We start from the raw sequence: 21,609 nt of genomic DNA, 5'->3' as shown, positions 1-21,609 counted from the left end.
TCATCTGTGACGCACACCGAACTCGCCACCGCCGCCGCCACCTCTCCCTCGGTGCGCATCCCCGGGCCTTCGACGCCTTACCAGGGGGACATCGCCCGCTACTGGGACGGGGAGGCCAGGCCGGTGAACCTGCGTCTCGGCGATGTCGACGGGCTCTACCACCATCACTACGGAATCGGTGAGGTCGACCGTTCCGCCCTCGGAGACCCCGAGGACAGCACGAGCGAGAAGAAGCTGATCGCCGAACTGCACCGTCTGGAGTCGGCTCAGGCGGACTACCTCCTGGGCCACCTCGGTGACATCGGGCGTGACGACACCCTGGTGGACGCCGGCTGTGGGCGCGGCGGCTCGATGGTGATGGCGCATCAGCGCTTCGGCTGCAAGGTCGAGGGGGTCACGCTGTCCGCCAAGCAGGCCGACTTCGCGAACGGCCGGGCCCGCGAACTGCGCGTCCAGGACCACGTCCGCGCCCGTGTCTGCAACATGCTCGCGACGCCCTTCGAGACCGGGTCGGTCGCGGGCTCGTGGAACAACGAGTCGAGCATGTACGTCGACCTCCAGGACCTCTTCGCCGAGCACTCCCGCATCCTCTCGGTCGGCGGCCGCTACGTGACCGTCACCGGCTGCTGGAACCCCCGGTACGGCCAGCCCTCCAAGTGGGTCTCCCAGATCAACGCGCACTTCGAGTGCAACATCCACTCGCGCCGGGAGTACCTGCGTGCCATGGCCGACAACCGCCTCGTGCCGCAGACCGTCATCGACCTCACCCCCGACACCCTGCCCTACTGGGAACTGCGGGCCACGTCGTCGCTGGTGACGGGGATCGAGGACGCGTTCATCAACTCCTACAAGGACGGGTCCTTCCAGTACCTCCTGATCGCGGCGGACCGCGTCTGACCCGTTGACCGGGACGGCCCGCCCCGCCGGGGCGGGCCGTCCCCGTGACCACGCGGCGTCGAGGAGGACGCCGGACCTTCACGCGCGGCACCGTGAACACCGCGACCTCAGCTCAACCGGAACACCGGGCCCCGTGGGGTGAACGGCAGTCCGGCGCCCTGCGGGATCAGGAAGGCGTGCTCGCGCCGGATCCGCAGCGTGTCGCACCGGCCGTCGGTGATGACGAGCACCGGGGCCGCCGGGGGGAAGTCGTCGGCCCTGTGCAACAGGTCGATTCCCGGCTGCAGTTCGGTACCGCCTCGGCCGCGCACCCGTACCCGGCCCGCGATCTCGGCCGGGTGCAGGTACCCCGCGTCGTAGGGCGCGGCGTCGCAGAACACCACCCGCACCGCCGGTACGTCGCGTGCCTCCGCGTACGAGGCGATCGCCCCGAGGGCCTTGCCGAGCAGGGTGCTGTTCATCGAGCCGGAGGTGTCGAGTACGACTCCGAACGTACAGCGGGCCGTCTCCTCGGGCGGGAAGTACCTGCCCGCCCGCGGGATGCCGGGGGTCGACGCCTGCCGACGGGCGGGGCGGGCGTAGGAGCGGACGGGCTCGGGCCGCGGCACGTACTCGTCGAACCAGCGGGCGAGCCGGGCGTCCCACGGCACGGGCGGGTGGGCCAGCGCCCGGATCTCCTGGATCAGCCCGGCGGGCAGCAGGCCTCGATCGCCGTACTGGTGGAGGTCGAAACCCTGGAGCAGGCCACGCCGGTAGAAGCCGTCGAGGTCCGTGTACGGGCGGGCACCGGCGTGCGGCACCGGCTCGCCGAGGATGTCCCCGGTCCCCTTGCCCCGCAGGGTCGCGAGCCTGCGCCGGCGGCGCAGGTCACCGGCGATCCGGTCGTACACCTCCTCCGCCGACAGATCCCGCAGCTCCGGGTCGTACAGCACCCCTTCGGGCATGTCGCCGACACGCATCTGGACGAGCCAGTCGTTGACGACGTAGTCGGCGGCGACGTTGAAGAGGAACGGGTCGCGGCCACCGCGGCGTTCGCCGTGGCGCAGGGCGGCGTGCAGCATCTCGTGCGCGAGGACGAAGCGCCACTGTTCGTCGGTGAGCGGGCGCAGCGGGTTGACGTAGATCTCGCCGGCGGCGGAACTCACCGCCGCGATCGCGATGCCCTGCGCACGGGCCAGTTCCTCGTCGGCCACCACGGAGAGCCCCGCGGCGAGTCCGCCCAGCAGCGGGTAGGAGGACACGAACCAGTTCAGGGCACGGTCCCACGGCTGCTGCGGAGCACGTTCCCCCGTCTCCCGGTCGCGGCGGCCTCCCGCCGTGTCCATGGCGGCGGAGACACTGCGGGTGAGCGCGCGGGCGAAAGCGGTCTCCCAGTCGGGGACGGCGGAGTTCCACGCGCCGAAGGTCGTGAGGATCTGGTCCGGATGCCCGCCCGCCGTGCCGCACTGCTCGTAGGCGGCGGGGATGCCGTCGCGGCGCCAGCGGGCCGCGAGCTGCTCCTCGTCACCGGCCGGGTAGGCCGTCGGCAGGTGGTCGGGGGGACGGCCCATCGGGAAGGTGAGCAGGAAGCGGTTGACGACCGTGCAGCGGGCCGCGAGCGCGTACCGGTCGGGCTGTACCCGCGGATCGTCCTTGGAGGCGGGCACATGGCCGAAGCCCAGATGCAGCACGCAGTGGGCGAGGACCCAGGCCCATTCGGCCGGCTCCGCGCGCTTCGTGGGGTGCACGTGGACGATGCCGCCGGAGGTGACCGCGGCCAGTCCCCCGGCCGGTGTCAGTGCGCATCCCGTCTTCCGGCAGACGGAGAACGTCACCGCACCGAAGGCCGGGTTCCGGTTGAGGAGCACGAGGCCCGCCGCGAACGCCTCGGCGGCCGGATCGGGCTGGTCGCCCTTGCCCTTCCCGCCCTTGCCCTTCCCGCGCTTGCCCGCCGTGGTCCTCACCGCCGCGCCTCGACGAGACGGGGCATGTCGCGGGCCGCCTCGACGAGGAACCAGGCCGGCAGCACGGGCCGCCCGTCGGCGTCGTCCGCGATCACGGTCTGGGCGACCTCGACGGAGATCTCGGCGAGGCGCACGAGCAGCGACTTGGCCCGGTAGGCGGTCTGCCGCATCGACTCGGACACGTGTTCCTTCTGCCGGGGGAGCTCCTTCACCAGCCGTCCGCGGAACGCCTCGGCCAGGTAGTACAGGAGGTCGCGGTCCTCGAGCCGGGTGGGCCAGGAGGCCTCGCCCTTGAGGATCGCCTCGATGCCGAAGGTGTGGCGCACGATCTTCGCGTAGCCGCAGAAGGAGACCGCGTGCGCGGGCGTCAGCGTGCCGTGCACGACGACCTTGAGCGTGTCCTCGTCGATGTCCGGGCCGAAGGAGTGCAGGGCGTCGGACAGCATGTGCCAGGAACGGGGCGTGGAGAACGGCTCCTCGGTCTTGGGCGGCTGCGACCACAGGTGGTCGGGACGGTCGGTGACGTAGTCCGTCACCCAAGGGTGGATGCCGTTCTCCCCCGCCCAGACCAACCAGTCCTCGGCGGAGGCCCGCAGGTGGACGTGGGTCAGGCGGTTGATCAGGGCGGAGGCGACGGGCCTCGCGAGTGCGTTGTCCGTCGCGCGGTTGCCGGCCCCGATGACGATCGAGCCGGCGGGGAGCTCGTACGATCCGATCCGCCGGTCGAGGATCAGCGAGTAGAAGGCCTTCTGGACATCGGGGGTGGCGGCGTTCAGCTCGTCGAGGAAGAGGCAGTACGGCTCGTCGCGCGCGATGCTCTCCGGCGGGCAGAACACCGACCGCCCGTCACGGATCTGAGGTACGCCGATCAGGTCCTCCGGGGCCAGCTGCGTCCCGAGGAGACTGACGCACTCCAGGCCCAGCGACTCGGCGAAGCCGCGTACGAGCGAGGACTTGCCGATCCCGGGCGCTCCCCAGAGGAACACGGGCCGCACAGTGGCCAGTCCGAGCAGCAGGTGGGGAATCCGGGCGGGGGTGACGGTGACAGCAGCCTGCACGCGGAGGTGTTCCTTCGGGACGCGGGGGATCGAACCCGCTCAGTATGGGAGGCCTCCACCGGCCGTCGCAGCTGAATTAGCGGCCGTGGCGCGGGGCCGGTGACCGGTGGGCATGCGTCCTGTCGGCCCGCACCCGACGACACCTCCCGGCGCCACTGCGGCACCACTCGGTCCACGGCCCCCGCCCGTCCGCCCGTCCGCCCTCCCGTCCGCCCGCGGTCGCCGGGGGACGCGGCGCGACGCCCGTCCGCGCGGACTTCTAGCCCGGCTGCTTGATGCTCTCGATGATGCGGGCGAATCCCTCCTCCCCGTGCCCGGCGTCGATCTGGCGCTGGACGAGCCGCTGGACCATACCGACCACCTCGGTGCTGATGCCCTGGCCGGAACTGGCGGCCAGCAGGTGACCGAGGTCGGAGAAGTGGAGGCTCTGCTGACCTTCCACGGTGTAGTCCCCACCGTCGATGACCGCTGCGAACTCCTCGAAGGCACCGGTCATGGCGGTCAGCCACGGAGTGGCCCTGGCGGCGAACTCGCCCGCCGTCACTCCGGCCGGGGCGACCATCGCGGCACCGTGCATGAATCCCGCGAACATGACGTACATGCCGGCGAGCAGTGCGAGGTCGTACAGGGACGCGAGCCCGGCGTCCTCACCGAAGTAGCTGCTGTCCCCCCACAGGTCGAACAGCGGCTTGTACCGGTCGAAGACATCGGGTGATCCGCTGTAGAGGACCGATGCCCCGGCCTGGCCGATCATGTGCGGTACGGCCATGATGCCGCCGTCCAGATACGCGGCTCCCGCGCGGGCGGCCCAGTCGGCCAGCTCCCTCGACTGGGCGGGCGACGTCGTCGTCACGTTGACCAGGGTTCGTCCGGCCAGTTCGCCGGAGAGCGGGTCGAGCACCTCATGGACCGAGGCGTGGTCCAGCAGGCACACGATCACCAGTTGGCCGGCCCGGACCGCGTCGCGGGCCGTGTCGGCGGCCCGGGCGCCCTGCGCGACGAGATCGTCCGCCTTCCCCGGCGAGCGGTTCCAGCATGTGGTCGCGTGACCGGCCTTCAGCAGGGCGCCCGCGAGGGCGCTGCCCATCGCACCCAGCCCGAGAACACTCACCTGGACGCTGTTGTCGGTTGTCATATCCGGCTCTTCTCCCTCGTGTTCGCCCTTCGGATCGATCCTCTCCGCAGCCGGCAGAGCTGACCAGTACCGACTAATTGGTCAGGTACTCACCTGTGGGTAAGTCATGGGCTCGTGCACCGCGAGGTGCCGCGAGAGCCGGCAGGCGGGTGCGCCGGATCGTGGGCCGGCCTTCCGGCGATCGCCGGGTCTCGCGGCTCCTCGGTCGTCGGGCCGTGGGCCGTCCCACACCTGGGCGCTCCCCCACGCCTTTCGCCGCGAGCTCTTGATCTCCTCCCATGAGCAGCGATTCGGGCAGTCTGGCGGAGCGGCTGAGGTGGGCGCGGGAACGTGCCTTCGTGGGACGTCGTGAGGAGCTCGCGTGTTCCGCGACGCCCTCTCAGGAGCCGCGGGCGCTCCCGCCGTTCTGCATGTGCACGGCCCCGGTCCACGCCGCCGCACTCGGCGACGCGTTCGCCAGGACCGGGCTGCCGGACACCGTCGAACTGGCGCTGCACTTCGACGAGGTGGCCCAGCAGACGCTTGCCCCCGTCTACAGGCGGCTGCGTGAGTGGGACCGGCACCGGCTGGCCGAGATCGACGCCGCCATCGCCGGACGCTGCTGCGACGGACGACCTGGGCTGGAACCTCACCAACGCCCTGGACGGGGTGAAGCTCTCCGACCCGGACGTCCTGCGGGCCATGACGGAGGTGGCGTGCATGCTGGGCACCCCGGAGAACGCCTTCGCAGCACCCGGCCTGGTCGAACGGGCTCTCGCCCTGAACGGCGGGCCCGACTGGACGTGGCCGGGCCCCTCCCGCGCAGAGGTACCGGCCGCGGTGGAGGCCGGGTAGCGCGATCACGCCCCCGTGGCCACCCGGGATCGCGCTCACGCCCCCGCGCCCCCGCCGCGGAGCACATGTCTGGGGGTCTTCGCCGGGGTCCTGCCGTCGAACGCGGTGGGCGGACCCGTCGGCGCCGTACACATCACGCATCCGAGGCGTACGCATGCCAAGCATGCCCGCCCGTCGAAAGGACATCATGACCCGCCCGATCGGCAGGTCTCACGGCAGACGCTTCTCCATCTCCTCCACCGGCAGTGACGGGTTGGCCGCAGCGGCCTCCACCACCTCCTGGTCGTCGTCGGCGAGGAGCCCGACGATCGACCGTACGGGCAGACGGGGGTGACGGGCGGCCACGACGCGGGCCCGCCGGTCGCCGAGGCAGGCTTCCAGTGCCCCGGCCGGTGCCGCGGGATGCTGCGCGATGACACGCAGCGCCTTCCGGCCACGGGGAAGTCGCGTGGCGAGGTCCGCCAGCAGCCCGGGCGGGGCGCCGGGGTTGGCTGCCACCTGGGCCGTGACCCGCTCACCGTGCTGTTCCACCAGTGTGCGCAGCTGGGTCCCGGTCAGGCCGGGGTGCGGGGCGATGTTCTTGAGCACTTTGGCGTCGGGGTCGCCCGCCAGCATGTCGCGTACGCCGGCCGGGAGGTCACGGCGTGCCGCGACAAGCATCCTGATCGCCGGATCCGGGGAGGCGGCCAGCCGTGCGACGTCCTGGACCGAGGCACGGGCGATGCACGGGAGCAGCGCGGTGCCCGCTTTGATGCGGCCCGCCAGTGCGCCGAGCAACGCCGTCGGCAGGTGGGGATGGTGCGCGAGTTCCCGGCGTACGGAGGGGTCGGTGTCGGCTGCGAGCGTACGCATGACCTCCTCGTCGATCGAAGGGTTTCCGGCGAGGGCCGAGCGGACGCCGGGGGCCGGGTCCTCGGCCAGGAGCCGGCAGACCTCCGGGGGAAGCCCCGGCCGCTCGGCGACATGTGCGCGTATCCACCACACCGGATCACCGGCGAACCGTGCGGCCGCGTCCACCGGTACGGCCGGATTCCGCAGTGCCCTCTCCCGCATCCGGAACACCGTCGACCCATGGGACCCGTCGCACGCCGCGCCCGGCGGCAGTTCGCAGTCGGTACGCGCGCATGCGGGCGGGTGGACGAACGGGATCGGCTCCCGGTCGCAGACCGAGCAGTGCAGCGCCGGTGGCAGTCCCTGTCCGGTGAGCAGTGCCTCCAGGACCTCCGCGGGCGTCGCATCGTTGTTCGCCACGGCGGAGCGGACGTCGGCGTGCGGATGCCGGGCCAGCCGGACCGTCACGTCGGCGGGAGCCCACAGGGCGAGTTCCACGACGACTTCGACGTCCGGGTCCTCGACGAGTGTCTCCACCACGTCGGGCGGCAGCCCGGGGCGAGCCGCCAGCCTCACCCGGCGCCGCACGTCCGTGTCCCCGGCGAACCGCCGCGCCCACTCCCCCGGCCCCGCACCTGTGTCGAGGAGGGCCAGCGCCGCCTCCGGCAGCAGAGCCGGATCGACCTGTTCCGCGGTCAGCATCCCCTCGTGGGCCAGGAGGACGGCTGTCTCGGGAAACCGCGTGACCAGTGCGGACACCTGCGCCGCGGCGAGGTCGGAGCGGTGCGCGAGCTTCCAGGCGATCTCCTCGTCGGCCGCTTCCGTCAGCCGGTCGAGGAGTTCCGGCGGAAGGGACGGGTTGGCGGCGAGGCCGGCCTGCACTGCGTTCACGCCCTCACCCTGCCGCAGCCCCGGCCGGCAGCGCCAGTATGTTTCGACCGTAGCTCCGGCACCGGCGACCCGGGCCCGCTTCCCGTCTCCGTGAGAACGCCGGACAGGGCAGGGACGGACCTCCCGACAGGCGGGCCGCCGCTCCGTACGGTCCGGGTGCGGGGTCAGCCGGACGGCGCGGCCGGGGCCAGCACGCCGAACCACTGCTCGGCGCCGTACTCCTCGAACCGCTCCACCTCGGTGAACCCCAACCGCTCCGCGAGACGCATCGCGCGGCGGTTGGCGGTCCGGGTGCGGAGCACGACCGGCTCGCCGGGGAACTCCTGGGCGAACCAGTCGAGTACCGCCACGCATGCCTCGGCGGCGTACCCACGTCCCCACGCCTCCGGCAGGATCATGTAACCGAGCTCGGCCGCCCCGGCGCCGGAAGGGGCGTGCCCCGGAGGCACGGCATCGCTCCGGTCGATCGAGACGGTACCGATCATCGCTCCGCCGGCATCGATGACGAAGACACCGGGACGGCACCCAGGTACGTCGGGCATCGCGCGTTCGAGCTCGTCGCGCGGCCGGGGGCCGCCCAGGTGGGTGTGCACCTCCGGCGACGCGAACAGCTCGACGAACGCCGGGCGGTCGTGGGCCTCGGACGGGCGGAGCACGAGCCGCTCGGTCCGGATCGGGGCGGGTGGCCAGGCCACGGGTGCGAGTCCGGTCATGATGTCGGCGGCTTCCGTGTGTCGAAGGCGAACAGCGTGTTCTCGGCCGCGGCCACGACCAGGGCACGCCCCGCGACGGTCACGCGCGGGCCGGCTCCCTGCTCACCCGTCAGCCCGTCGGCCTGCGGGTCCGTGGTCCACAGGGTCGTGCCGTCCTTCGGTGACAGCGCGACCACCCGGCCCGAGGCCGAACTGAAGTACAGCGCGTCCGCTCCCGCGACGGGACCCGAGGCGCCCTCGACGCTCGTCTGACGCGACCACTTCTTCCTGCCCGTGACGGGGTCGAGCGCCGTGACGAGGCCGGTCTGCCCGCTCACGTAGACGGTGCCGTCCGCCATGCCCGGCGTCCCCGCGTAGGTGTCGGTGAGCCGGGAGTAGGTGACCTTCCGCGAGGAGGGGTCGACCCGCACCACTCCGTCGTAACCGGCGAGCGCCGGTCCCTCCCTGTACTCCTGGAGGAGTACGAGCCTGCCGTCGGCGACGCCCATCGGCACGGCGGGGCCGTCGACCGCGATGGGCCTGCCCAGGGCGCCCGAGGTGCTGTCGATCATGTACAGGCTGGGGCCGGCCACCTCCAGGGCATCGATCTCCGAGTCCGTCGCGCACATCGCGGCGAGCCGATCGTCCACCGGCACGGGCGCGCATCGCGTACCCGCGGGGAACGACGCCGTCCAGACGACGTCGCCGCTGTGCGCGTCCCGTGCCTCGAAGCGGGAGTTGGACGCGTCGACCGTCACGACGGAGGAGCCGGCCACCACGGCGTCCCGGGTCCGGCCCGTGACGGCCGTCGACTGGGCGCCGGACGGCACGGACCACAGCTCCCGTCCGGTGTCCGCGTCGAGCGCCACCACCTCGCTGGGCGGGTCCTGCGGGGCGTCCTCCGCGGCGAAGCGGTAACCGAGCACCGTGTCGTCGGTGGCGCCCACCATGTGCATGCCCTGGACGGGGACGCCGGGGCTCTTGGCCGTCCACACCCGCGATCCGTCCTCGGCCCTGATGCGTGCCGCGACGACACCTCCGCCCCCGCAGAACAGCGCGTCCCCGTGTGTGACGCAGCGCAGTTCGTCGGGGATGTCCTCGCGCCCGCCTGCCACGGTCGTGCGCCACGGCCGGAACCCGTCCGGGAGCGCCGCGCCCGGCGTCGTCGCGACGCTCTCACCCTTGTCGCCACCGCTTTCACCCCCGAAGCCACCCGCCTGCAGCGCGGTGACTCCTCCGCCGATCGCAGCCACCGCGACCGCGGCCGCGAGCACAGGACGCCATCGGCGGCGCAGACGACGGCCGATGGGGGTGCGCGCATTCCCCGCCTCGGCACCGGCAGGTTCGCCGGGCGCGAGGGTGGCCGGCCTCGCGGGATCGTGCTGGGTGGCCGTGTCGCGGGTGCGGACGGCGGCTCGGTCCGCACCGGGCCCACCGAGGTCGGCCGGCAGGTCCCGCAGCAGCACGAGGAGCTCGTCCGCCGAAGGGCGCCCCTCGGGCTCCTTGTCCAGGCATGCCTCCACGACCTCGCGCAATGCCATCGGCACGGCACCCAAGGACGGTTCCTCGTGCACGACCTGATAGGCGGTCATGTAGGGGCTGTCCGCGTCGAACGGCCCGTGGCCCGTCGCCGAGTACACCAGCAGTGTCCCCAGCGAGAAGACGTCGGAGCGCGGGCCGACGCCGCGGGGCGCCTGCAGCTGCTCCGGTGACATGAAGGGTGGCGTGCCGATGACCCGTCCCGTCATGGTCAGGGTCTGCTGGTCCACGGCGCGCGAGATGCCGAAGTCGATGACACGCGGTCCCTCGGGCGAGAGCACGACGTTGGAGGGCTTCAGGTCACGGTGGACGACCCCGACGCGGTGGATGTCGCGCAGGGCCTCCGCGAGCCCGATGGCGAGCTTCCGCAACTCCGCCCCGTCCAGCGGTCCCTGCGCGGCGATGCGCTGGCTGAGCGTGGGCCCTTCGATGTAGGCCGTGGCCATCCAGGGCTGCTCCGCCTCAGGGGCGGCATCGACCACGGCGGCGGTGAACGCGCCACTCACCCGCCTCGCCGCCGCCACCTCCTGCCGGAAGCGGATGCGGAACTCGTCGTCCCCCGCGAAGTGCTGGTGGATCAGCTTGACCGCGACAGGCCGCCCCGAACTCGTACGGGCCAGAAAGACCGTGCCCATGCCACCCGAGCCGAGCCGCGCCTCGAGCGGATAGCCGCCGATCTCGGCTGGATCACCTGCGCGCAGCGACACTCTTTCCGACCTTCCGTTCCCCGGGCACCTCTGCCGCCACGGGCTTGCATACCAGTCCTGCACACAAACTAGTCGCAGGGCGGTGCGGCAGAGCAAAGCGGGTGACGACCGGGGACTTCCGGGGCCGCTCTTCGTGCCGAGCGGGCCGGAGCCCGCCACACCTCCGCCACCCTTCCGTAACTCAAGGCTGTCATGACCCTGGCGGACCGTGCGCTCTACCCGCACAATGCGGATGGGAGCGCTCCCATCCGCACTGGGGCGTGGCTCTCCCATGTCCCTCGCTCCCCTCGTTCCTTGCCTCTGTCGACGAAAGGCCTCTCGGTGAACGCCTCACCACTTTCCGCACGGCCCGTGCGCATCCGCCCCCGGTACGGGCAACGCGTCTTCGGGATGTCCGCCGCAGCCTTACTGTTCGCGGCGGCGCTGGCGGTGCCCGGGACGGCCGGTGCGCTGGAAGCCGAACCCGGCCCCGAGCAGATCACCAACGGCGACTTCGCCGCCGGCACCGCCCCCTGGTGGTGGACGGCGAACGCGCCTGCGGCAGTGTCGGACGGCCGGCTGTGTGCGGAGGTGCCCGCGGGTACGGCGAACGCCTGGGACGTCATCATCGGCCAGAACGACGTCCCGATCGTCGCGGGCGAGAGCTACGAGCTGTCCTACACGGCCACTTCCGCCGTCCCCCTGACCGTCCAGACCCGGGTCCAGCAGGCGGCCGAGCCGTACACGACGGTGCTCGCCACCGCCGACCCCGTGGGCACGGAGGTCACCGAGGTGACGCGTACCTTCACGGCCTCGGTCGACCTGCCGGCCGCGTCGGTGCAGCTGCAGATAGGCGGCGGTGAGCGGGCGACGACCTTCTGCCTGGACGACGTGTCGCTGCGGGGCGGGGCCGAACCGCCCGTGTACGTGCCCGACACCGGCTCACCCGTGCGCGTCAACCAGGTCGGCTACCTGCCCCACGGCCCCAAGAGCGGCACCGTGGTCACCGAAGCCGACGAACCGCTGACATGGGCGGTGAAGGCCGAGGACGGTTCGACGGCCGCCACCGGCAGGACGGTTCCGCGGGGCGAGGACCCGAGCTCACGTCAGCGGGTCCACACCTTCGACTTCGGCGGTCTCACCACGGCGGGCGACGGATACACCGTGGAGGTGGACGGCGAGACCAGCGAGCCGTTCTCGATCGGCGGTGACCTGTACGACGGGCTGCGCTCCGACGCGCTGGCGTACTTCTACCACAACCGCAGCGGCACCCCCATCGAGGCGGACCTCGTCGGTGAGGAGTACGCGCGCCCGGCCGGCCACATCGGTGTGGCGCCCAACAAGGGCGACACGGACGTCCCCTGCCAGCCCGGGGTGTGCGACTACCGGCTGGACGTGTCGGGCGGCTGGTACGACGCGGGCGACCACGGCAAGTACGTGGTCAACGGCGGTATCTCGGTGGCTCAGCTGATGTCCACGTACGAGCGCACCCTGACCGCCCCGGACGCCGAGTCGGCGGAGCTCGGCGACGGCGCGCTGCGGGTGCCCGAACGGGACAACGGAGTGCCGGACATCCTGGACGAGGCGCGCTGGGAGATGGACTTCCTGATCAAGATGCAGGTCCCCTCCGGCGAACCGCTGGCCGGCATGGCGCACCACAAGATGCACGACGCCGAGTGGACCGGGCTGCCGATGAAGCCTCATCTCGACCCGCAGCAGCGCGAGTTGCACCCGCCGTCGACGGCCGCCACGCTGAATCTCGCCGCCTCGGCGGCCCAGTGCGCCCGGCTCTACGCCCCCTTCGACGAGGACTTCGCGGACCGTTGCCTGCGGGCCGCCGAGACCGCGTGGGCCGCGGCGAAGCAGCACCCGGACGTGCTCGCCGATCCGAACGACGGCACCGGCGGTGGCGCCTACAGCGACACCGATGTCTCGGACGAGTTCTACTGGGCGGCTGCCGAGCTGTTCACCACGACGGGCAAGGACACCTACCGCCAGGCGGTGCTCTCGTCCGGCCTGCACGGTGACACGGACGCGGTGTTCCCGGCGGGTGGCGGAATCTCGTGGGGGTCCACCGGTGGACTCGGGGTCCTCACGCTGGCCACCGTGCCGAACGGCCTGACCGCGGCCCAGCTCGGTGAGGTCCGCTCCGTCGTCACCACGGCCGCCGACCGCTACGCCGCGCAGTCCCGCACCCAGGCGTACGGGCTGCCGTACGCCCCCGTGGGCGAGGACTACGTCTGGGGATCCAACAGCCAGGTCCTCAACAACATGATCGTGCTGGCCACGGCCCACGACCTGACCGGCAAGGCCGCCTACCAGGACGCGGTGCTGCGGGGAGCCGACTACCTGCTCGGCCGCAACCCCCTCAACCAGTCGTACGTCACCGGCTACGGCGAGCGGGACTCCCACAACCAGCACCACCGCTTCTGGGCGCACCAGAACGATCCCGCACTGCCGAACCCGGCCCCCGGTTCGGTGGCCGGCGGGCCCAACCTCACCGCGATCGCGTCCGGCGACCCGGCGGCGGCCGAGAAGCTGAGCGGCTGCGCACCGGCGATGTGCTACCTCGACGACATCGGCTCCTGGTCGACCAACGAGATCACCATCAACTGGAACGCGCCGCTGGCCTTCATCGCCTCCTACCTGGACGACGCGGGCGAAGGAGGCCCGTCCGGCGCGGCCCGTACGTGCGAGGTCACCTACTCCTCGCACCCGTGGAACAGCGGCTCGACGGTGACGGTCCGGGTCGAGAACACCGGCTCGGAGCCGGTGTCCCCGTGGGCGCTGACCTGGCTGCTCTCCGGCGACCAGCGACTGAGCCACACCTGGAGCGCGGAGTTCACCCAGTCCGGCCGCACGGTCAGCGCCCGGCCGCTGTCGTGGAACCGGACGCTGGCCCCCGGGGCGGCGGTCGACTTCGGCTTCAACACCTCGGCCGCGGAGGCGGCACCGGATCCAGGGGCGTTCAAGCTGAACGGCCGGGCCTGCGCGTCGGGATGACCCGACCGTAGGTGTCGTACGGGCCCGGGTGCGGCGGCCCTTCACGGGGCGCCCGCCCGGGCACGTGACGGGCGGTCCGCCGTGCGCCTTCGCGCCCGGGCCCGTACGTCCCTGGCACGCTCACCTCCGGGCCGGCAGGTCCACGCGGCCGGTAGAGTCGGCCCGAGGAGCATGCTGATCGGGGGGAATCATGACGGCAGCGGGCGCACCGCCCATCGTCCTCGTACACGGGACACGGTTCAGCGCGGCCCAGTGGAGCCCTCAGCTCGCCGCCCTCCAGGAGGACTTCCGGGTGGCCGCCGTCGAACTGCCGGGCCACGGCGCCCGCTCCGCTCAGCCCTGGAGCCTGGACGCGGCGACGGAGGTCATCGCTTCCGCCGTGGACTCGCTCGACGGCGGGCCGGCTCTCGTCGTCGGCCACTCCCTCGGCGGATACGCCTCGCTGGAGTTCGCCCGGCGGCACCCGGCGCGGTTGCGAGGGCTGGTCCTCGCCGGAGCCAGTGCCTCGACGCGGGGCCGCTGGGCAGCGCCGTACCGGTGGGTCGCCGGGCTCGTCCCCCGAATCCCGGCGGACAGACTGACGCGCTGGAACGACCGGTTGCTGCGCCGGCTCCATCCTCCCGAGGTGGTGGAGGCGACCATCCTCGCCGGCTACGCCTTCCACACCCTGCCGGCCGCCTGGGGCGAGGTACTGGGCCGCTTCGACGCGAGCGCGATGCGTCATGTGACCGCTCCCGTGCTCATCCTGAACGGCGAGAAGGACACCGTCTTCCGCTCCGGCGAGGCGGACTTCGCCCGTGCGCACCCGCGGACCCGCGTCGAGCTGATCCCCCGAGCCGGGCACCTGGCGAACTTCGATGCTCCCGATGCCTTCACCGACGCCGTCCGCCGCTTCGCCCGGGAACTGCCCGCGCTGCCCGCTCGCGACTGACCGCGTCCCGTGCGGGCGGGGGCACGACGAGGGGCGTACCGCCCGCCAGGTGAGTCGCCCGTAGACCAGTGGAATGACCCTGGAGGCCGAACGAAGCGCGGCCTCCGCCCGGTGGACGGCGCCCCGGCCTAGCGTGAGGAGCCCCTTTCCGAGCGATCCGACGGAGCACCACATGGCCACGCCTGCCCTCGCCGATCTGACCGGCACGTACCTGCTGGATCCCGCGCACACCCGGATCGGATTCGTGGCCCGGCACGCGATGATCACCAAGGTCCGGGGGGCGTTCCACGAATTCGAGGGCACCTTGCTCCTGGACGGTTCCGACCCGTCCAGGTCGAGCGCGTCCGTCTCCATCAAGGCGGACAGCATCGATACGGGTAACGCGGATCGCGACGGCCACCTGCGGACGAACGACTTCCTGGACGCGCCCACGTACCCCACGATCACCTTCACCTCCACCAGGTCGGAGCGACTGGACGACAGTCACTTCCGGCTGACCGGAGATCTGACGATCAAGGACACCACCAAGCCGATCAGTATCGACTTCGAATTCACCGGCTCCGCCCGGGACCCGTTCGACAACCAGCGGGTGGGCTTCGAGGGTGCCATCACGGTCAGCCGCAAGGACTACGGCCTGACGTGGAACGCCGCTCTCGAAGGAGGCGGAGTCCTGGTCGGGGACAAGGTGGTGCTGGAGTTCGACATCTCCGCGATCAAACAGGCCTGACCGGAGGACCTCGTCCGAACCCAGGACATGGCCCGTACCCGGGGCCCGGTCACCGTGGGCCGACACACCGGAGGCCCCCGGTGACCGGCCCCCCGTCTCGCGACGGACCGCGGCTGCGGTGTCGGTGTGCTGACGTATCCTTCCGGCCACCGCACACCGACTCGGAGGGCCAGAAGAGTTGTCTGACCTGTCTGCTTTCCCGCTGCCTTTTCACGCGTCCCGTTCCATAGCGTTCGCGCCACCCCGAACGCTGCGGGAACTGCAGATGATGCGCTGCAGCGCTCACATCCGGGCGAAGCCCGGGTGGTTCGACAAGATGAACGACGCCGAGATCATCGCCAGATGGACACGGGAAGCCGTCGCCCAAGGACTCACCGAGGCGCAGGTCGGTCATGTGCTCGCCGAACTCGTGCATTACGCGACACTGCGGGACGCCCGGACGGGCATCGAGGTGTCCGCCGTCGACGGTGTGTGGCAGTCGGACACGCTGATCGACGACAAGCTCAGGTCCCGGCTGCGTGAAGCGGTTCAGGTGCTGGAGCAGGTCCCCGAAGCCGAACAGGACTGGCACCCCGGATCCGGCGGCCAGGTGCTGGATCTGGTACACCCCTCGCTGTTCTGCCTGGTGAGAGAGGTGAGCGGGGGGCCCGAGCGGGCCTGGCAGAGCCGGACGGACCGCTACTCGGCCTACGAGTTCTCGGACATGTTCCAGTGGCTCCCCACGAACGTCGACGTCAGTGCCGAGGGCGATGTCGCCTTCCGGTCGTACGTCAACAACGTCCACCCCGACGACCATCGTGAACTGGCCGCGGTCCTGCCGGACTTGTTCGCCCGCATGCGCCCCGTGCTGGAGAACGTGCTCACCGATCTGCGCCATCCGCGGCCCTTGCGGATCGAAGCCGATCCTTACGGGTGGTACGACTCGGAGCCGGAGCATCCGGACCGGTCCGCCTACGGTGACGACCAGGCCTACGCGGAAGCGGTGAGCGCGTGGGAGGAGGCGCAGGACGACTGGTGGGAGAACCGTCGCCCCGTGATCCCCGACGCCCCCGCCTTCACCCCGCCGGAGTTGCCCGGTGAATCCTCCCGGGTCGATCTGCGCGGCCGCGGCCTCCAGGTCATCGTCAAGCTCGCCACCATCCAGCTCACACCGGAGAAGCCCGAGTACCCCGGCGGTTCCTGGCACGTCGAGGGGATGCTGAACGAGCGGATCGTCTCGACCGGCATCTACTACTGGGACAGCGAGAACATCACGGAGAGCCGGCTGAGCTTCCGGGCGGCACTCGACGACCCGGACTACGAGCAGAACGACGACAACGGTCTGCGCGACGTCTACGGCCTGGAGGACGAGGACGCGCTGAACCAGACGCTGGGATCGGCATCGACCCCGGCCGGCCGCTGCCTGGCGTTCCCGAACATCCTGCAGCACCGCGTCGGCTCGTTCCGTCTCGCGGATCCCGCCCGCCCGGGCTGTCGCAAGATTCTGGCGTTCTTCCTGGTCGACCCCTCGGAACGCGTCGTCTCGACATCCGATGTGCCTCCGCAACAACCGTGGTCCGAGACCTCGACGATGACGCGTGAGCAGGCCGAGGGCTATCGCGAACAACTCATGCGGGAACGCAAGTTCTTCGTGGACGAGCACAACGAGCAGCTCTACGAGCGCGCGTTCTCCCTCTGCGAGCACTGACCCTGCTGCGTCCTGCGCACGCACCGGCCACCTTCCGCCGGCCGCAGGGTCGGTCGGGAACGGCCTCCCGTTCCTCATGGTTGCGCGCGGCCGGCGGAAACGCCGCCCTGCACCTCGGGGAGCCGCTGTTGCTCGTACGAACGACGGCGGCCTCTCCGGGAGTCCATGAACGCCACGCTCGTCGTCACGGGCCCGGAACGCCGTGGACGCACGGCCCGGCACCTCGTCCTGGGCCCGGCTCCGTCGGCTGCCAGCTGCGATCCTGGGTGTCGTACACGGCCGCGGCCACGGGTTCCGGGCGTGTCCCAGCCGCACGACAGCAGGACAGAACCCCAGGAGGGGAAGCGTGACCGAGACCAGCGACCCACGATCCGCCAGCGGCGGAGCGGCAGAGGCGCCACCGAGCGGACTGCAACGCCTGATGCGCTACCTCCCGCTGATCGCCCCCCTCCTGCTGTGGGCCGTGCCGTGCCTGGTCCTCCTGCACACCGGCCAGCAGTGGCCTCTTCCCGTCTCGCTGGCCGGCACCGCCCTCTTCTGCCTCGGCTTGCTCGGGATGCCGCTCGCGATGGTGCGCGGCCACGGCCGACGCCAGCAGGACAGGTGGGCGATCGTCGGTGACACGCTCCTGGGCGGCATCTGGGTCCTGTTCACCTGGTCCGTGCTGCTCGGTGTCCTGCTGCGGCTCGCCCTGGCCGTGGCCGGCGTCGGTGACGGACAGGGCCGGGCGCGCATCGTCACCTGTGCCGTGCTGGGCGTGGCCGCCGTGCTGCTCGCCTGGGGGTACGCCGAGGCCCGGCGCGTGCCACGCGTGCGCCGACTCGACGTACCGCTCCCACGCCTGGGCGCCGGGCTGGACGGCACCCGAGTCGTCCTGATCACGGACACCCACTACGGTCCGCTCGACCGCGCCCGCTGGTCGGCGCGGGTCTGCGAGACGGTGAACACGCTGGAGGCCGACCTGGTCTGCCACACCGGCGACATCGCGGACGGCACGGCCGAACGCCGCCGCGCCCAGGCAGCCCCCCTGGGCACCGTGCGGGCGACGCGGGCCCGGGTCTACGTCACCGGCAACCACGAGTACTACAGCGAGGCCCAGGGCTGGGTGGACCTGATGGACGAGCTGGGCTGGGAGCCGCTGCGCAACAGCCATCTGCTGCTCGAACGCGGCGGTGACACGCTCGTGGTCGCCGGTGTCGACGACGTCACCGCCGAGTCCTCCGGGCTGGCGGGCCACCGCGCCCATCTCGCCGGAGCCCTCCACGGCGCCGACCCCGGCCTTCCCGTCCTCCTCCTCGCCCACCAGCCCAAGTTCATCGACCGCGCGGCAGCCCAGGGCATCGACCTCCAGCTCTCCGGCCACACCCACGGCGGCCAGATCTGGCCCTTCCATCATCTGGTCCGGCTCGACCAGCCGGCCCTCGCCGGCCTCAGCCGCCACGGCACGCGCACCCTCCTCTACACGAGCCGCGGCACCGGCTTCTGGGGGCCGCCGTTCCGTGTCTTCGCGCCCAGCGAGATCACCCTGCTCGTACTCCGCTCCCCGCAGCCGCCCCTCTCTCGCTGAGGAGTGTTCCGTCCTGGGAGGATGCAGGTCACGAAGAGAGCCGCGCCCGTGGATGACGGCGCGGCTCTCCTGGGTGTGACGGAACGTCGATCTGTTCCGGACCACGAGCTCGCCCGGAACCCGGCCGGACGCGGGGTCAGCGCAGTCCGGCGAAGAGGTCGGTCTCCGGCAGGGCAGCGCCGGTGGCGTCCTTGACGCGCAGGAAGGTCTCCATACCCATCAGCTCACCGAACTTCTCCTTGCCCATCTTGAGGAAGAAGATGTTCTCGCCCTGACTGGCGTGTGCGGCGAGCGCGTCGAACTTCTGCCCGCTGAACGCGGTGGTGTCCACCCATGTGGTGATCTCATCGTCGGGGAGGCCGATCTCGGCCATCGCGGCGGCTTCCGCGGGATCCGGCTCCGGCATGTCCTCCTGGAACTCGCTCATCGTCTCGCCGAACCGCTGCATCATCGAGCGGGGCATCGTCGTCCAGTACACCTTCGGGGTCAGCCCGGTCAGCTCCAGTGCCGCCGTCGTGATGCGGTTGGCCTGGATGTGGTCGGGGTGACCGTAGAAGCCGTTCTCGTCATAGGTGACGACCACGTCGGGCCGGTAGTGCCTCATGAGTTCCGCGAGCCGGGCAGCACCTTCCGCCACGGGGGTCCGCCAGAAGGATCCGGGCGCGTCGTTGCTGGGCCAGCCCATCATTCCGGAGTCGGCATAGTCCAGCATCTCCAGGTCACTGATCTTCAGAACGGCGCAGCTGTCCTCGAGCTCCTGGCGGCGCATCGAGGCGACGGCCGCCGGATCGTGCCCGGGGTCGCCCGGCTTGACACCCCCCGGCCCGTCGCCGCAACCGCCGTCGGTACATGTCACGAGGACGGTGCGGATTCCTTCCGCCGCGTACCGCGCGAGGACCCCTCCGGTTCCTGTGGCCTCGTCGTCGGGGTGTGCGTGCACCGCCATGAGCGTCAACGGCCGCTCGGTCATGAACCATCCTCCTGCATGCAAACGTCCTGGTCCGGGTGCGCGGCTGGAACACCGCGATCCCGGAGCCGGGTCCTGGTGAGGCGACCGGCCCGGGAATCCAGGTCTTCTCCACCCGAGCGGCGCCGGTATCTCGACCGATGCAACCATGCGGGCCCGGCCGGCTGTTCCCGGCGCAGCGGATCGGTTCAGGAGGCGCCGGCGTTCCGGCTCGCTCTGCAACGGACGTCCGGCTCTGACGCCGGTCCGGCCCGGAAGAGGGCCGGACCGGCGTCACTCACCGCCCCTCTCCCGGTGCGGCACGGGGCAGAGGCGGCCGCGGGAGTCCTGAAGGACGGCCTCAGTCCTTGAGGACGGCCTTGGGCCGCAGGACCTCGCCGATGGATTCCTTGCGCCACTGCTCGAGCAGTTCGTGGAACGCGAAGGCGCCGTGGGGATAGGCACTCGCGGTGTTCGGGCGGCCGAGCCCTTCGCGGTTGTAGTAGCCGGGGGTGCACTCGGCGTGGAACCACGCGTGGTCCGCGGCATCCTCGGCCAGAACGGCCAGCCAGGCGTCCTCGGCCTCGGGGGACGGTTCGATGAGGGCGCGACCGGATTCGGCCGCTGCCACGAGAGCGGCGGCGTGGACGGCCTGCTCGTCGAGTACGTGCGTGAAGTTGACGCTGCTCGCGTTGTGCAGGGTCCCCATGTGGATCAGGTTCGGGAAGCCGTTGCCGGTGAAGCCGTGCAGCGTCCGCGGGCCCCGCTGCGCCCAGGTGTGCAGGAGCTGGGTGCCGCCCCGGCCGTGGACGGGGAGCTTGCCGGAGAGGATGCCGGACACCCCGACGGAGAATCCCGTGGCGAAGATCAGGCAGTCGAGTTCGTAGGTGTCGTCACCGACGACGGCCCCGTTCTCGGTGACACGCTCGATGCCGTGCGTGTCGGCGGTGTCGACCAGGGTGACGTTGCTGCGGTTGAACGCCGCGTAGTACTTGTCGGAGAAGGTGGGGCGCTTGCAGGCGTACCGGTACCAGGGCTTGAGCTTCTCCGCGGTGCCGGGGTCGGTGACCGTCCGCTCGACACGGGCGCGCAGTTCGTTCATCTTCGCGGCGTCGGCGAGTTCGTAGGCGGCTTCGAAGGACTGCCCCTGCTCGTCGCGACGGAAGCTGGGCAGGAGCTTTTCGAGGAGAGCCGCCGAGGCGGTCCAGCCGTCGGCCACGAGGTCCTGGCCGGCCGGCTCGCCGGAGACGATGCGCAGGAAGTTCTGACGACGCTCGAGCGCCCAGCCCTCACGGCCGGCACCGACGTCCTCGGCGGTGGTGCGGCGGTTGGCGCGCACGTCGACGCTGGAGGGGGTGCGCTGGAAGACGTAGACGTGCCCGGCGTCCTCGGCCAGCATCGGGACGGCCTGGACACCGGTGGCTCCGGTGCCCACGATGCCCACCCGCTTGCCGGCGAGGCCGGTCATGCCGCCCTCCGGAGTGCCGCCGGTGTAGGAGTAGTCCCAGCGTGACGTGTGGAAGGTGTGGCCCCGGAAGGTCTCGATGCCCGGTATGCCGGGCAGTTTGGGCTCGGACATGGTGCCGGTGGACGTGACGACGTACGTGGCGTGGAAGGCGTCGCCGCGGTCGGTGGCGACGATCCACGTCTCGGACGCGTCGTCCCAGGTGAGCGAGGTGACCGCGGTGGAGAACAGGGCGTCAGCGTAGAGGTCGTACTTCTCCGCGATGCGCACCGCGTGGCGGCGGATCTCCTCGCCCGGGGCGTATTTCCACTCCGGCACATAGCCGGTCTCGTCGAGCATCGGCAGGTAGACGTGCGACTCGATGTCGCAGTGGATGCCCGGGTAGCGGTTCCAGTACCAGGTGCCGCCGAAGTCGCCCCCCTTCTCGACGATCCGCACGCGTTCCACGCCCTGCTGCCGCAGCCTCGCCCCGGCGAGGATGCCGCCGAACCCGCCGCCGACGACGGCGACGTCCACGGTGTCCAGCAGCGGCTCACGTCCGGCCACGTCCCCCGCGTAGGGGTCGGCGGCGTAGTAGCCGAACTCGGCTTCCGCGTGGCGGTATTGGCGGGCGCCGTCGGGCCGTACCCGCCGTTCACGTTCGAGGCTGTAGCGCTGCCTGAGTGCGCCCAGGTCGTTGGGGTCCGTCGCCTGAGTGGTCGTCATGTGGGGGTCTCATTCCGATCGGTCGGCCGCGTCGGATCGGGCGGCATCCGTTACGGTAGCAACTACCGGACA

15 protein-coding genes are annotated in these 21,609 nt (G+C 71.4%); 7 read left to right on the top strand and 8 right to left on the bottom strand.

Annotated features, from left to right (window positions below; all coding sequences use genetic code 11):
* Positions 1-6: 6 nt before the first annotated feature.
* Complete coding sequence (locus tag ACFYQ6_RS21575) at positions 7-897, top strand: geranyl diphosphate 2-C-methyltransferase (RefSeq protein ID WP_361580527.1); 891 nt, start codon at positions 7-9, stop codon at positions 895-897.
* Positions 898-1,004: 107 nt separating this feature from the next.
* Here the strand turns inward: ACFYQ6_RS21575 and ACFYQ6_RS21570 are convergent, their stop codons facing one another.
* The 3 genes from ACFYQ6_RS21570 to ACFYQ6_RS21560 all read right to left on the bottom strand — a co-directional run bounded on the left by ACFYQ6_RS21570 (position 1,005) and on the right by ACFYQ6_RS21560 (position 5,033).
* Positions 1,005-2,840, bottom strand: a complete 1,836-nt coding sequence (locus tag ACFYQ6_RS21570) for a VWA-like domain-containing protein (RefSeq protein ID WP_361580529.1) — start codon at positions 2,838-2,840, stop codon at positions 1,005-1,007.
* A complete protein-coding gene (locus ACFYQ6_RS21565; RefSeq protein WP_361580531.1) occupies positions 2,837-3,898 on the bottom strand; it encodes a MoxR family ATPase in 1,062 nt (353 codons plus the stop codon). Before ACFYQ6_RS21565 ends, ACFYQ6_RS21570 begins: the two co-directional genes overlap by 4 nt.
* A gap of 259 nt (positions 3,899-4,157) precedes the next feature.
* Entirely contained in the window at positions 4,158-5,033 is an 876-nt protein-coding gene (locus ACFYQ6_RS21560; RefSeq protein ID WP_361580533.1) for an NAD(P)-binding domain-containing protein, read from the bottom strand.
* A 546-nt stretch (positions 5,034-5,579) separates the two neighbouring features.
* Between ACFYQ6_RS21560 and ACFYQ6_RS21555 the strand changes: the two genes are divergently transcribed.
* Positions 5,580-5,867 carry a hypothetical protein gene (locus ACFYQ6_RS21555; protein ID WP_361580535.1) on the top strand — a complete coding sequence of 96 codons (288 nt, stop codon included), beginning with the start codon at positions 5,580-5,582 and terminating at the stop codon, positions 5,865-5,867.
* 210 nt (positions 5,868-6,077) lie between these two features.
* Here the strand turns inward: ACFYQ6_RS21555 and ACFYQ6_RS21550 are convergent, their stop codons facing one another.
* The 3 genes from ACFYQ6_RS21550 to ACFYQ6_RS21540 all read right to left on the bottom strand — a co-directional run bounded on the left by ACFYQ6_RS21550 (position 6,078) and on the right by ACFYQ6_RS21540 (position 10,527).
* Complete coding sequence (locus ACFYQ6_RS21550) at positions 6,078-7,589, bottom strand: hypothetical protein (protein ID WP_388764336.1); 1,512 nt, start codon at positions 7,587-7,589, stop codon at positions 6,078-6,080.
* Between the two features lie 164 nt (positions 7,590-7,753).
* Positions 7,754-8,302 (bottom strand): GNAT family N-acetyltransferase, encoded by a 549-nt coding sequence (locus ACFYQ6_RS21545; protein WP_361580539.1) that lies wholly within the window; start codon positions 8,300-8,302, stop codon positions 7,754-7,756.
* Positions 8,299-10,527, bottom strand: a complete 2,229-nt coding sequence (locus tag ACFYQ6_RS21540; protein WP_361580541.1) for a protein kinase — start codon at positions 10,525-10,527, stop codon at positions 8,299-8,301. Before ACFYQ6_RS21540 ends, ACFYQ6_RS21545 begins: the two co-directional genes overlap by 4 nt.
* Before the next feature lie 390 nt (positions 10,528-10,917).
* On the opposite strand from ACFYQ6_RS21540, the gene ACFYQ6_RS21535 reads away from it, so the two are divergent.
* From ACFYQ6_RS21535 to ACFYQ6_RS21515, 5 genes are all read left to right on the top strand, one after another.
* Positions 10,918-13,509 carry a glycoside hydrolase family 9 protein gene (locus ACFYQ6_RS21535; RefSeq protein ID WP_388764333.1) on the top strand — a complete coding sequence of 864 codons (2,592 nt, stop codon included), beginning with the start codon at positions 10,918-10,920 and terminating at the stop codon, positions 13,507-13,509.
* A 190-nt stretch (positions 13,510-13,699) separates the two neighbouring features.
* Entirely contained in the window at positions 13,700-14,440 is a 741-nt protein-coding gene (locus ACFYQ6_RS21530) for an alpha/beta fold hydrolase (protein WP_388764331.1), read from the top strand.
* Between the two features lie 172 nt (positions 14,441-14,612).
* A complete protein-coding gene (locus ACFYQ6_RS21525) occupies positions 14,613-15,167 on the top strand; it encodes a YceI family protein (protein WP_361580550.1) in 555 nt (184 codons plus the stop codon).
* 178 nt (positions 15,168-15,345) lie between these two features.
* Positions 15,346-16,854: a DUF4246 domain-containing protein gene (locus ACFYQ6_RS21520; protein WP_388764329.1), complete on the top strand. Its 1,509-nt coding sequence runs from the start codon at positions 15,346-15,348 to the stop codon at positions 16,852-16,854.
* 346 nt (positions 16,855-17,200) lie between these two features.
* On the top strand, positions 17,201-18,421 hold the full coding sequence (locus tag ACFYQ6_RS21515; RefSeq protein WP_361580555.1) for a metallophosphoesterase: 1,221 nt from the start codon (positions 17,201-17,203) through the stop codon (positions 18,419-18,421).
* Between the two features lie 136 nt (positions 18,422-18,557).
* On the opposite strand, the gene ACFYQ6_RS21510 is transcribed toward ACFYQ6_RS21515, so the two are convergent.
* On the bottom strand, positions 18,558-19,391 hold the full coding sequence (locus ACFYQ6_RS21510; protein ID WP_361580558.1) for a PIG-L family deacetylase: 834 nt from the start codon (positions 19,389-19,391) through the stop codon (positions 18,558-18,560).
* A 337-nt stretch (positions 19,392-19,728) separates the two neighbouring features.
* On the bottom strand, positions 19,729-21,537 hold the full coding sequence (locus ACFYQ6_RS21505) for an NAD(P)/FAD-dependent oxidoreductase (RefSeq protein WP_361580561.1): 1,809 nt from the start codon (positions 21,535-21,537) through the stop codon (positions 19,729-19,731).
* Positions 21,538-21,609: the final 72 nt, after the last annotated feature.

This window comes from Streptomyces sp. NPDC005494, from assembly GCF_042872025.1.
GTDB lineage: Bacteria > Actinomycetota > Actinomycetes > Streptomycetales > Streptomycetaceae > Streptomyces.
This window is presented reverse-complemented; position numbering and strand designations above follow the sequence as displayed.